The sequence below is a fragment of the Pedobacter frigoris genome, assembly GCF_032678645.1.
GTDB classification, from domain to species: Bacteria; Bacteroidota; Bacteroidia; order Sphingobacteriales; family Sphingobacteriaceae; genus Pedobacter; species Pedobacter frigoris_A.
The window spans coordinates 85,207-97,696 of sequence record NZ_JAVTSP010000004.1 but is presented as its reverse complement, the minus strand read 5'-3'; the positions used below and the strand labels follow the sequence as shown (position 1 = coordinate 97,696).

Here is a 12,490-nt window from a genome sequence, read left to right as displayed (position 1 = left end):
TGAAAACAAAACAAATAATTACGTTATGATTACTTCAAAATTTAAAATAGCAACATTCAGTATCGCATTATCACTTGGTGCAATGGCATTTCAAGGTTGCGATAGTTTAACTAAAACACAAAAAGGAGCAGGTATTGGTGCGGCAACTGGCGGTGTAATTGGCGCTATTATAGGTAAAAAAGCAGGTAATACTGCGGTTGGTGCTATTATAGGTGCTGCTGTTGGTGGTACTGCCGGTGGTTTCATTGGAAAAAGAATGGATAAGCAGGCTGCTGAGATTCAAAATGCGATCCCTAATGCTGAAGTAATCCGTGAGGGTGAAGGTATCATTGTAAAATTTGATAGCGGGATCTTATTCGGTTTTGACAAATCAGATTTAACAGCTACAGCTAAAGCAAATGTAAAATCACTAGCAGGCTCATTAAATCAATATCCTGGTACTGACATTAAAGTAATTGGCCATACGGACAACAAAGGAACTGAAGCTTACAACATGGGCCTTTCTGAAAGGAGAGCAGCTGCAGTTAAAGCATATGCTGTTTCTCAGGGTGTTCCTACATCTCGTCTGATCACTTTAGGTAAAGGTTTTTCTGAACCAATTGCTGACAACGCAACTGAAGAAGGAAGAGCTGCTAACCGTCGTGTTGAAGTTGTTATCGTTGCGAATGATGCATTGAAAAACGAAGCTAAGCAACAAGGCAAATAAAAATATTACATCTACCTATGTAAAAGTAAAAACCCGTCGTACTGATGTACTTCGGGTTTTTTAGTTTAAGATTTATGACCGCTGAAAAAATAGCTAAGACTCATAAATATCTTTAAAGTATTCAATAGCAAGAGATTTCAATAGTAATTCCTGTTCCATCATGGCATAGGAGGGCACAGCCTTTACCAGCTTCCAATGTGGCCAGCCATCCTGATCAAGGCCTTCTAATTCATAAAAGCCCATTTCACTTAGTAAACGGCAAGTTGCGATATGCATCAGCTCCTCTTTCTGGCGCTTACTGTATTTACCCGGCCCTTTACCCAACTCCTGAACACCGATTAAAAACAGCACCACCTTCAGGTCGGGAATATCTGAATCGAACTCTTGCGCTATTTTATTTTGCAAATCTTTCCATTTTGCATGTATTTCTGCAGGCTTCATGCTGCAAAGATACAATTTAGTGCTGCAGCTTTGTGATAAAAACGCTAATTTTAGGCTTATGGAAAAAGCAATTGTAACCGGCTTATTGGCCTTCGGAATGTCTGGAAAAGTATTTCATGCACCATTTATAGATGCCCACCCGGGATTTAAATTTCATGCAGTCCTGGAACGCAATCAGAAAACTGCTGCAGCAGCATATCCAGGAGTGAAAAGCTACGATACTTTTGAATCCCTCATTGCCGATCCTGAGATTGAACTGGTAATTGTAAACACACCTAATTTTACTCATGCAGATTACACCCGCCGCAGTTTGCAGGCAGGGAAACATGTACTGATTGAAAAACCCTTTACCCCTACCTCTGCTGAAGCGAAAGAACTGTTTGAACTTGCTAAAAGTGTAGGAAAGCAGATTTTTATTTATCATAACCGCAGGTGGGACAGCGACTGTACTTCCATACAAAAAGTTGTGGAAAGCGGTAAGCTGGGCAGACTGGTTGAAGTCCATTACCGGTACGATCGCTACAGAAAGGCTATAGGACCAAAAATATTTAAAGAAGAACCTCAACCAGCCAGCGGACTAATGTACGATCTTGGCCCTCATTTGCTGGACCAGGCAATCAGTCTTTTTGGCAAACCAACATCCTTTTATAAGGTATTGGGCAAGCACAGAGAAAACACAAAGGTAGATGATTATTTCATGATCCATCTGTCCTACCCCAACGATCTTAATGTCTTTTTAACCTCGGGACTGCTAATCGCCGATCCTCAGAAAGCCTTCGTGCTGCATGGTTCAGCAGGTTCTTTTGTAAAGGGCCGGTCGGATGTACAGGAAGGACAATTATTAGCGGGAATGAAACTGAGTAATCCAGCATTCGGTATAGAAGCCCCGGAAGACAAAGGACACCTCACCATTATGGATGAACAAGGAACACCTCACCTAAGCCTGGTAGAGTCTGAACACGGAAATTATATGGGTTTGTTTGAGGCCGTTTATCAGTCACTGGTCAATGATATCCCATACCCAATAACTGAAGAGCAAATTCTTGCACAACTTGAAATACTTGAGGCATAATCCATGGAAAGCTTCTTCATTTTAATTCCGATCCTGCTTTTGGTACTTTACTTCATCCTCAGAAAGGACAGCAGTAAAAACTATGCGCAGCTTAGCGAGGCTGACAGGGAATTGTTATTCAAGAATGTAGTTTTTTATCAGCATTTAAACGTAGATGATCGGCTAAAGTTTGAAGATAAGATTTCTGCTTTTTTAAGCTATGTTCATATTGAAGGGGTGGGAACACCAGTTACTCCTCTTGACAAGCTTCTGGTCGCTTCCAGTGCAGTGATACCAGTATTTGGCTTTACAACATGGAAGTACAACAACCTCAGTAATGTTTTGCTTTACCCGGATACTTTTAACACAGAGTTTCAATACGAGGGTGGAGACAGAAATATATTGGGTATGGTGGGAAGCGGTTATATGAACGGGCAAATGATCCTGTCCAGATCTGCACTTCTGCTCGGTTTCTCCAATGCTGCCGACAAAGAGAATACAGCCATACATGAATTTGTTCATTTGCTCGACAAATCAGACGGTGCTACAGACGGTGTTCCCGAAAACCTGATGAGACATGAATATACCATTCCCTGGATTAAAATGATTCATGAGGAAATGAAAAGAATTGAGAAAGGAAAATCAGACATCAACCCCTATGCAATCACCAATGAGGCAGAATTCTTTGCTGTTGTATCGGAATACTTCTTTGAAAAACCAGATCAGTTCAGGACAAAACATCCTGAACTATATGATCGCTTGTCTGCCATTTTCTTACAGGATCCTGCTGCTGGAAAACAGTTATAGGCTTCCCAATAGCGCAACCGTAAATTCTGTCGGTATTTCAATATGAGGGATGTGTCCGCAGGCTTCAAATTCTATGATCTTGGCACCGGGTATTTTTGCTGCTGTCTGCTTGCCCAACAATCTGTATTGGCCATATAATGCTTGTTGGTCCGGACTCAATAGACCTTTGCCTACAATAGTTTTATCTTCCTTGCCAATAAACAATACTGTTGGTACTTTAATGTTATAAAATTCATATACCACCGGCTGTTCATAGATCATAGTAAAGGTCATGGCCGCCACTTTTGCCCAGCGGGGAAAATCAGTACTGTTGGTAACACCGCCCGCAATACGAACCAACTCCTCATATTCAGGCTTCCAAACCGTAAAGTAAGAACTCTGATAATACTTTCTTACACTTTCGGCTGTTGATTTCAATTCAGTTTTATATTGATCTTCAGTACTTACATAAGGAATAAACCGGCGATAATCTTCTAATCCAATAGGATTCTCCAGCAACAGTTTTTCAGTCTGTTCCGGATACATCAAGGCAAAACGTGTGGCCAGCATACCCCCCATAGAATGGCCTAAAATACTTGCCTTTTGAATCCCTAATTGATCCAGTAATGCCTTATTCCATTGTGCCATTTGATGAAAGCTATAATGAATAAAGGCTTTTGACGACTTCCCAAATCCGATCTGGTCTGGTACAATGACCCTGAATCCCCTGTTACTCAATGCCTGAATTACATTTGTCCAGTAATATCCCCCGAAGTTCTTTCCATGAAAAAGTACTACAGTCCGTCCATTATTCATTTTTGCTGCGGGCACATCCATATATGCCATTCTCAAATCCTGTCCTTCGGTACTTACATTAAAAAACTTTATTGGATAGGGATACTTTACATTCTCCAGGGTGATGGATAAAGTATCTGCTTGCTGGGCTTTGACAGCCATCGATGCACAAAGAAATAGAACAACAAAAAATAAGTTTCTTTTAATCATAAGTTAGGTATTAATAAGCGGCTTTCTTCAGTTAAGTTAGCTTCCGGTGAGAAACAATAATCAGACCTTAAAATACTAAACTTAAGCATTATTTATGTTTTTGTGGAAATATACTCAGTGAACAGCCGGGAGGCAAAAAAGTAATGTAACAAAAAAGGGCAGGTAAACAATTTACCTGCCCTTTTGCCAAACCTGGCCTCTTACATGAAAGGCACACTGACACCAAAAGTCACATTCCTTCCCGGATTGTAAATATTTGCCAGTTTATACCTGCTTAAGTGATTGTAATATTCTTTGTTTAAAAGATTTTGTCCGGTCACCCACAGATTGAATTTCCCTTTTGCTGTCTTAATGCTTGTTCCTATACCGGCATCGAGCAATGTATATCCATTTGTTTGGGTTTCAAAGCTATCGAAGCGAGCCTGTTTGAAAACGTTGGTAAGTCCAACTTTAATATAGGTACCATCCAATCCCTTAACATTCGGTTCAAAACGCAGCTCATTATTTAAACTTGCCGCCGGGATAAAAGGCAGTGGACTATCATCAGCACGGTTGATCCCTTTCACATAAGAAAAAGAGTTCTCAAAATGCAATGATTTCACCAAATGGAAATCTACTGAGGCTTCTCCTCCGATCAGATCAGCCTTGGTCTGCACAAAACGATAAACAGGCAATGTTTCAATATCCCCGTCTTCATTCTCCAGTTCTTTACTTTCATTATTGAAATTACCTAAATAGATGTAATTAAAGATCCGGTTAGCAAAGCCATTTAATCCGAAAGTGATGTGGTGTGCAGTATACTCTACCCCCAAATCGAATTGTAAACTTGTTTCCTGCTTCAAATTACTATTGCCAATTTCATATCTGAAAGTTCCCTCATGACGTCCATTCGCACCCAACTCTGCAATATTCGGAGCCCTGAACCCAGATCCCGCATTCCCTTTAACAACCAGGTTTTTTGCCACTTCAAAAGCAAATCCAAGAGAGCCTGACACATTGGAAAACTTATTATTGAACCCATTAAAAATCTCTTCTCCGTCAAATACAAGCCCGTCTCCCTCTACTTTTTTATAATCATATCGCGCACCAATATTGATTGCGCCATTTTCAAAATTGCGTTTCAGATAAGCAAATGCCCCAATATTATTGCTCGTATAATCAGGAATTAAAAATTCATCCCCATGATTGCTGTTCTCTTGGTACATGCCCTGAACACCAATTGCCGGTTCCCATTTACCCGCATTAGGAAAATAATACTTCAGGTCATAGGTATAAGAATTCAGGTTCAGATTTAAGCCTGGTTCATCTGCACTTTCCTCAAACTCTTTGCGGATGTTACGCTGAAAAGCAAAAGTAGTTCTCAACTGTCCTTTTCCAAGGATGACATTACTATTGAGTGCCGCGCGATAATGATTGATATTCTGAAATGGCAGACCGAGTCCTCTTCTTTGTGCACTTGATCTGTCAATTTGATTTCCATCCTCATCCAGGTAGTTTCCATTATCATCCGGACCTTCTTCCACCAGTCCTACGTTAGTATTGAACCTTGAAAAGGTCAAATGAGAATATCCCCAGCTTTTATTCAGCCCCAGCATTCCATTCAGATTAAATTCATTAAATCCTGAATTGGGAACTACAGCATTTTTATAGCTAAACCCATATGCATTTTTATAAGACGCACGTCCTCTGTACACAAACCCATTGTCATTACCCTGCATCATTAAAGACGATGCTGTAAGCCCGTTATTCGTACTGTATGTACTGGTAAAATCACCCTGATGCGTCCCTGGTGCAGGAACCAGATCATCAATAATATTGATCACCCCGCCCAATGCATCCGAACCATAAAGCAAACTCGCCGGACCCTTCAGGATTTCAACCCTTGCGGCTGAAAACTGATCTACCTCGATCCCATGTTCATCACCCCATTGCTGGGCTTCTTCACGGGCACCATCTACCATTGTCAGCACCCTATTATACCCTAACCCACGGATTACTGGTTTAGAAATAGCCCCGCCAGTACTTACCTGTGAGATCCCCGGCACCTTGGCTACCGCGTCAATTAAATTTGTACCCCCTGCCTGGGCCAATTTCTCTTTCCCTACAGTTACCACAGACAAGCTATTGGTTTTATTATTTGAGCTGAACGGGGATCCTGTAATCACGATTTCAGCACTTTCTATGATCGATGGCTGCATAGATATATTTAGCTTTGTTGGTACCGCAAGATCTATCATCTGCGAATGCGTTTTATAGCCAATAAAGCGTACTTCCAGCAGAAATCTGCCTTTTGCTGGAACATTTTTTAAAGTAAATTCTCCTTCTGAATTTGTGGTCGTAATCGCTTTTAAATCGGTAATATAAATTGTAGCCCCCGCAAGTGGCTCCTGAGTTGATGCATCAATGACCTTTCCCTTAAACTCTGCCAATTCAGTTGCAAAGGCCGTTGTTGTTATAAATGTATATAGCATTACTGCTAGTAAAAGTTGTATCTTTTTCATGAATGTGTGATTGAAAATCAGCATACAAAACATCATCTTTAAGACCGATGACAATACATGCCACATGTAAAGAAATGCTGATTTCTTATAAAATCTAATTAATTTAGGACGATGGTCTCCTGAAAGAAATAATATAACTAGGCTAGCGGGGGACCTCTTAAGGCCAGTGTGATGAGCTCAGCATAATTTCCCTGAGCTACCATAAAATACTTAGACACAAACTTTACCTCTCTGAATAGCTGGTAATGATAATGTGTCTGTGTATAATTCTTTTCAAAATGCGCTTTACAAATCAGACAATCATCAGCGCTGCTATGGATATGAAATCTATGCCCGCAGTCTTTATGGTCTTTTTTACAGACAGTCTCTTCCTGATGGTGGTGATTATGAAAAGCTGAAAAAGGAGTCAGCGCAATGGCAAAGACCATTAACAGCAAGACCGACATCAACCGGTGGATATGTAGCAGCTTCTTTTTCAATTTCAAAAGCCAAAACTAGTCAATTCTATACAATTCCACATTTGTTTAATAACATTCAGTATTTCGTCTGCCTTTTATTTACACAAAGATGATACAATAATCCGCTAACTTTAAATGCTTTGCAAACTATGCAATCCATTTATTCGTTATATAAAATAAAAAGAAATGGCCACCGCTCAACAAATAAAAAAGGGTTATATCGACTTTGTCCTGACCCACGATGAAAAACCCAAATCAGTTTATAGCTTTACCAAAAAACTTAAGATCTCTGAACCTGAATTTTATGAATTTTATGCTTCTTTCGAAAGCATAGAAAAAGCAGTTTGGGTAGAGCTCACTGTTGAAACCATCGACACGCTGCAACAGCAGGATGTATGGAGCGATTACTCTTCAAGAGACAAAATTCTCGCGTTCTTTTATAGCTATGTAGAGGTTCTTAAAAAGCAAAGAAGCTTTGTATTGTATACCATAAGATCAAGCAGGAACGGCTTTTCAACACCTGAAGTACTTTCTGGCGTCAAGCCCATTTTTGAGCACTTCGCAGAAGAGATTATCAATGAAGGCCTTGAAAGTGGTGAGTTGGCTGAACGTAGATTTATAAGCAAAAAATATAAGGATGCGGTATGGCTACAGTTTGCCTTCATTGTGAAATTCTGGATGAATGACGAGAGTGCCGATTTTGAAAAGACAGATGAAGCGATAGAAAAAGGCATCAATGTCACCTTCGATTTGTTTCAGCATTCACCGATAGACAACTTACTGGAATATGGTAAATTTCTTTCAAGAAACAGCAGATTTAAAGAAAAGATGGGATTATAAGCATCATGAAAGAGCAAAAAAGCATTCCTGTTACCAAAACCCAGCGGTCAGCTAAATTTGTAAAAACGGGAATTCAAATCGGCGGAAACTACATCAAACATTATTCAAAAAAACTGTTCAACCCCGACCTTAGCAGGGACGAGCTAAATGAGGACAATGCAACAGATATCTATAAGTCTTTAAGCGAGCTGAAGGGAAGTGCTTTAAAAATCGCACAGATGCTAAGCATGGATAAAAACATCCTTCCAAAATCTTACGTCGACAAATTCACCCAGTCTCAATACAACGCACCACCCCTTTCAGGACCTTTGATCGTCAGGACTTTCAGCAAAAGCTTCGGCAAACCGCCTGAAAAGATCTATGACAAATTCAACCTGAAATCCACCAATGCTGCTTCAATCGGGCAAGTACATACTGCTGAACTGAATGGCAGGAAGCTGGCGGTAAAAATACAATACCCAGGCGTAGGAGACAGCATTTCTTCTGACCTTAAGCTGGTAAAACCTTTCGCTTTTCGTTTACTCAATATGAGTGAAAAAGACTTGAACATCTACATCAGGGAAGTTGAAGAACGTTTGCTTGAAGAAACCGACTACGAGCTGGAGGTAAGACGTTCAATCCAATTCTCTGAAGCTTGCAAAAATCTCAACAATGTAGTTTTTCCCACCTACTATCCTGAGTTGTCAGGCAAAAGGATCATATCCATGGACTGGATTGACGGAATGCATCTGAAAGAGTTTTTAAAAACAAATCCTTCACAGGATCTCAGGAATAAGATAGGTCAGGCACTGTGGGACTTTTACAATTTCCAGCAGCACGAGTTAAGAGCGGTGCATGCTGATCCACACCCCGGTAATTTTCTGATCACCCCTGATGAAAAATTGGGCGTAATAGATTTTGGCTGTATCAAAGAGATGCCTGACGATTTCTATCACCCATTCTTTTCTCTTATATCCACAGATATCATCAATGATAAGGAGAAAACCATAGAAGCATTCAGAAAGCTGGAGATGATCCTTCCGAATGACAATGAACAGCAAATTGCTTTTTACCATAAGATGTATTTGGAAATGATTGTGTTGTTTGCAAAACCTTACACCAGCAGGACCTTTGATTTTGACAATCCCGATTTCTTTCAGCAATTGTACAATTATGGAGATAAGATCTCGAAAATGCCCGAGTTTAAACAAGCCAGGGGAGTGAAGCATTTTATTTATGTAAACCGCACCAACTTCGGGCTTTACACCATACTCCAGGAATTAAAAGCTGTAGTAAATACCGACACTTATAAACCCCATATAAAATAGGAAAGGTACAGTCGCCACGGCTGTACCCTTACCTAACCTAAAACTAAAAACTACATCTTTGACTATTGAAAGTCCAAAAGGTTTCATCTTAGCTTCAATTATTTTTCACCCCCATCTAAAACACATTCAGGCGCTGTTATATAAATAATTGTAAAAATTTGTTTATAAAAAACAAATAAACAATAAACAAATCAAACTACTTGATATATTTGTGTTCTAAAGAATCTCATTTTGGCAATAGGCTCCATAGTTTACAAAAATATACTGGTAATTGAGGATAACCATGCAATCCTCGATGTCATCACTTTGATCCTGCAAAGCGAAGCTTACAAGGTGACCGGCCTCAATAAAAGTATTGATATGATGGCACACATTCAGGAGTCTGAGCCTGACCTAGTGATCCTGGACATCATGCTTCCTGACGGTGACGGCAGAGATATATTAAAACAACTGCGCACCAATATCAAAACAGAACACATCCCTGTACTACTCATCTCTGCACGCTATACTCAAGAAAACATCCAGCATGGCGAATATAAACCAAATGGTTTTTTAGCAAAACCGTTCGACATAGACGACCTACTGGACAGAATCGAGGGAATCCTTGCCGGAAAGACCTATTAAGCTCCTTTTTTCTTATCCAAACTCCGCATCAATTGACCGTACAGATCATCACTTAACTCCTCACGCGGTTTCAATTTTTTAACCGTAGCGCGTTTTCCTTTTGCCTTGGTCTTTATAATTTTTAAAAGCTCGCGACTGTATTCATCATGGAAACTTTCAATATTGAACTCAGCCGTATATTGTTTGATTAAAGCCAGTCCTACGTCCAGTTCCTTTTTGGTGATTGTACTTATCGACGGCACATTAATATCCTCAGTAGAACGGATTTCTTCCGGAAACCGAATCTTGGTAATCACCAGTACATCTCCCATTGGGTGTATTACACATAAGTTTTCCGTACTTCTCAAGACAAAACGGGCAACCCCTGCTTTTTGAGATTTGACCAGTGCCTTTACCAATAAAGCATAGGCCTTTTTTCCCTGCGTTTCGGGCTGCGTGTAATAAGAGGTCTCATAATATATTGGATTGATTTCATTAATATCCACAAAGTTCTCCAGTTCAATCATTTTGGTTTTCTCGGGGCTGGCATCCTGAAAATCCTCATCATCCAGGATCACATATTTTTCATTGAGCAGATAACCTTTGACTATTTTATCAAAAGGCACCTCTTTTCGGGTCTGCTCGTTGATCCGTTTAAACTTAATCCTGGAATGATCTTTTTCATCCAGCATATCAAAATCAAGATTACTATTTTGAACTGCCGAGAAAAGCTTTACAGGTATATTAACCAGTCCAAATCCTATGGAGCCTTTCCAAATTGCTTTCATATCATCGTATTTTACAATACTAACAAGCGTTTCAATGCATTGTTTCAAACCAATAATAGTAATACGCTCCAAATCAACCTAAATGCAAATCTTATCACTAAATTAGATGGATACAATAAATGTCCCATGAACAGCAACGAAGAGCTTATTAATCATTTTTACCTTAGCTTTCAGCAGAAGGATGTACCAGCTATGCAGAATTGCTACGCAGACAATGCCACTTTTAGCGACCCTGTATTTACCAACCTAAATGCAGAGCAAGTCCGTGCAATGTGGGCAATGCTCATTAAAAATGGCAAGGATATGAGAATGGAATTCAGAAATATTAAAGGGACTGAAGATGGTGCAACTGCAGAATGGGATGCCTGGTATACTTTCTCACTGACAGGAAACAAGGTGTTGAATCGTATCAAAGCTTCTTTTGAAATCCGGGATGGAAAAATTATAGCACACAGAGATCATTTTAGCTTCTATAACTGGTCAAGACAAGCACTTGGTTTTACAGGCCTGCTTCTTGGCTGGACGCCTTTCCTCAGAAATAAAATAAGTAAAACTGCAAAGAAGAATCTGGAGAACTATATGCTTGCTAACCCTGCTCCCTAAATAAATCAGGCAACCTATTTTAGTAGAGCAACTATAGCTTCAACAGATAATTTCTCCTGCTGTCCGCTCTGCATATCCTTCAAAGTCAGCTCACCGCTCTGCATTTCATCACTACCGATCAGGATTACATACGGAATGTGCTTATCATCGGCATAGCTCATTTGCTTTTTTAGCTTTGCTGACGATGGATAAAGCTCTGCAGCAATACCCGCAGCACGAAGTTGCTGTAAGATGGGCAAAGCATATTTTTCAGCATCCTTGTCGAAGTTACTGATAAGTACCTTCGTACCGGCAGCTGCAGACTCCGGGAAAAGATTCAGTTCATGCAATACGTCATAAATCCTGTCTGCACCAAATGATACACCTACGCCAGTGAGGCCTTTTAAGCCAAACATACCTGTAAGGTCATCATATCTCCCTCCGCCGCCAATACTTCCCATCGCCACTTCATTGGTTTTTACCTCGAAGATACAGCCAGTATAGTAGTTTAGTCCGCGCGCCAGTGTAATGTCCAGTTCAACATCCGGATTCAGGACTGATCCTGAGCCAAGCATCGCTTTTACATAATCAAACACAGTCTCTATTTCCTGAATTCCCGCTAAGCCTGTTGCAGAAGTTCCAAGGACATTTTTCAAACTTTCCAGCTTTTGTTCATTAGTACCTTCCAGCAAAATAACCGGTTTTAATTTCTCGATGTCCTGCTCGGTAAAACCACGTTCAATCAGCTCCCTCGTAACGCCATCCAGGCCGATCTTATCCAGCTTATCAATCGCCACAGTCATGTCTATGATCAGCTCAGGCTTACCAATTACTTCCGCTATCCCAGACAGAATCTTACGGTTATTAATCTTGATGGTAAAGTCTTTCAATCCCAGATTACTCAATGCTTCCTGGTAGATCAATATAAACTCCGCCTCGTTCAATAAACTATCAGACCCTACAACATCTACGTCGCACTGATAAAACTCCCTATAGCGTCCCTTTTGCGGCCTGTCGGCACGCCATACCGGCTGTACCTGAAAACGTTTAAAGGGCAGTGAGATTTCATTTTGGTGCATCACCACATAACGGGCAAAAGGCACCGTCAGGTCATAACGCAAAGCCTTTTCACTAATCGAAGAAATCATTGCATTTGATTGCGCCTGGGCAAGCATTTCCGGCTTTACCTTAGAGAGGTAATCACCACTGTTCAAAATCTTAAATATCAGCTTATCCCCCTCGTCACCATACTTGCCGGTCAATGTAGATAAATTTTCCATTGAAGGAGTTTGTATCTCCGCATAGCCATACTTTCTGAATACCGTTTTAATGGTATCAAAAATATAATTACGTTTCACCATTTCCAGAGGAGAAAAATCTCTGGTTCCTTTAGCTAAAGAGGGTTTGATATTCGACATGGCG

Annotated in this window: 13 protein-coding genes; 7 read left to right on the top strand and 6 right to left on the bottom strand. The window is 40.3% G+C overall.

Translation table 11 applies throughout. The features are described 5' to 3' along the window. Nucleotides 1–25: 25 nt before the first annotated feature. Complete coding sequence (locus R2Q78_RS13855) at nucleotides 26–706, top strand: OmpA family protein (RefSeq protein WP_316792884.1); 681 nt, start codon at nucleotides 26–28, stop codon at nucleotides 704–706. 93 nt (nucleotides 707–799) lie between these two features. Here the strand turns inward: R2Q78_RS13855 and R2Q78_RS13850 are convergent, their stop codons facing one another. After that, entirely contained in the window at nucleotides 800–1,147 is a 348-nt protein-coding gene (locus tag R2Q78_RS13850; protein WP_316792882.1) for a hypothetical protein, read from the bottom strand. A gap of 58 nt (nucleotides 1,148–1,205) precedes the next feature. Between R2Q78_RS13850 and R2Q78_RS13845 the strand changes: the two genes are divergently transcribed. Further along, a complete protein-coding gene (locus tag R2Q78_RS13845) occupies nucleotides 1,206–2,219 on the top strand; it encodes a Gfo/Idh/MocA family oxidoreductase (protein ID WP_316792880.1) in 1,014 nt (337 codons plus the stop codon). A gap of 3 nt (nucleotides 2,220–2,222) precedes the next feature. After that, complete coding sequence (locus R2Q78_RS13840) at nucleotides 2,223–3,005, top strand: zinc-dependent peptidase (RefSeq protein ID WP_316792878.1); 783 nt, start codon at nucleotides 2,223–2,225, stop codon at nucleotides 3,003–3,005. On the opposite strand, the gene R2Q78_RS13835 is transcribed toward R2Q78_RS13840, so the two are convergent. The 3 genes from R2Q78_RS13835 to R2Q78_RS13825 form a co-directional block, all read right to left on the bottom strand. Then, the gene (locus R2Q78_RS13835) at nucleotides 3,000–3,989 is read right to left on the bottom strand and encodes an alpha/beta hydrolase (protein WP_316792876.1); all 990 of its coding nucleotides are present in this window, start codon (nucleotides 3,987–3,989) and stop codon (nucleotides 3,000–3,002) included. The two genes, R2Q78_RS13840 and R2Q78_RS13835, sit on opposite strands and share 6 nt — an antisense overlap. A gap of 200 nt (nucleotides 3,990–4,189) precedes the next feature. Next, nucleotides 4,190–6,490 (bottom strand): TonB-dependent receptor, encoded by a 2,301-nt coding sequence (locus tag R2Q78_RS13830; protein WP_316792874.1) that lies wholly within the window; start codon nucleotides 6,488–6,490, stop codon nucleotides 4,190–4,192. Nucleotides 6,491–6,627: 137 nt separating this feature from the next. Then, nucleotides 6,628–6,936 (bottom strand): hypothetical protein, encoded by a 309-nt coding sequence (locus R2Q78_RS13825; protein ID WP_316792871.1) that lies wholly within the window; start codon nucleotides 6,934–6,936, stop codon nucleotides 6,628–6,630. Between the two features lie 198 nt (nucleotides 6,937–7,134). On the opposite strand from R2Q78_RS13825, the gene R2Q78_RS13820 reads away from it, so the two are divergent. From R2Q78_RS13820 to R2Q78_RS13810, 3 genes are all read left to right on the top strand, one after another. Beyond that, nucleotides 7,135–7,788 (top strand): TetR family transcriptional regulator C-terminal domain-containing protein, encoded by a 654-nt coding sequence (locus R2Q78_RS13820; RefSeq protein WP_316792868.1) that lies wholly within the window; start codon nucleotides 7,135–7,137, stop codon nucleotides 7,786–7,788. Nucleotides 7,789–7,793: 5 nt separating this feature from the next. Further along, complete coding sequence (locus R2Q78_RS13815; RefSeq protein WP_316792864.1) at nucleotides 7,794–9,095, top strand: ABC1 kinase family protein; 1,302 nt, start codon at nucleotides 7,794–7,796, stop codon at nucleotides 9,093–9,095. A gap of 231 nt (nucleotides 9,096–9,326) precedes the next feature. Continuing rightward, the gene (locus tag R2Q78_RS13810; protein WP_316792860.1) at nucleotides 9,327–9,719 is read left to right on the top strand and encodes a response regulator transcription factor; all 393 of its coding nucleotides are present in this window, start codon (nucleotides 9,327–9,329) and stop codon (nucleotides 9,717–9,719) included. Here the strand turns inward: R2Q78_RS13810 and R2Q78_RS13805 are convergent. Continuing rightward, nucleotides 9,716–10,486, bottom strand: a complete 771-nt coding sequence (locus R2Q78_RS13805; RefSeq protein ID WP_316792857.1) for a Ku protein — start codon at nucleotides 10,484–10,486, stop codon at nucleotides 9,716–9,718. The two genes, R2Q78_RS13810 and R2Q78_RS13805, sit on opposite strands and share 4 nt — an antisense overlap. A 126-nt stretch (nucleotides 10,487–10,612) precedes the next feature. Between R2Q78_RS13805 and R2Q78_RS13800 the strand changes: the two genes are divergently transcribed. Continuing rightward, on the top strand, nucleotides 10,613–11,089 hold the full coding sequence (locus R2Q78_RS13800) for a nuclear transport factor 2 family protein (RefSeq protein ID WP_316792853.1): 477 nt from the start codon (nucleotides 10,613–10,615) through the stop codon (nucleotides 11,087–11,089). Nucleotides 11,090–11,103: 14 nt separating this feature from the next. Here the strand turns inward: R2Q78_RS13800 and hisS are convergent, their stop codons facing one another. Next, nucleotides 11,104–12,486, bottom strand: a complete 1,383-nt coding sequence (gene hisS / locus R2Q78_RS13795; RefSeq protein WP_316792852.1) for a histidine--tRNA ligase — start codon at nucleotides 12,484–12,486, stop codon at nucleotides 11,104–11,106. Nucleotides 12,487–12,490 lie beyond the last annotated feature (4 nt).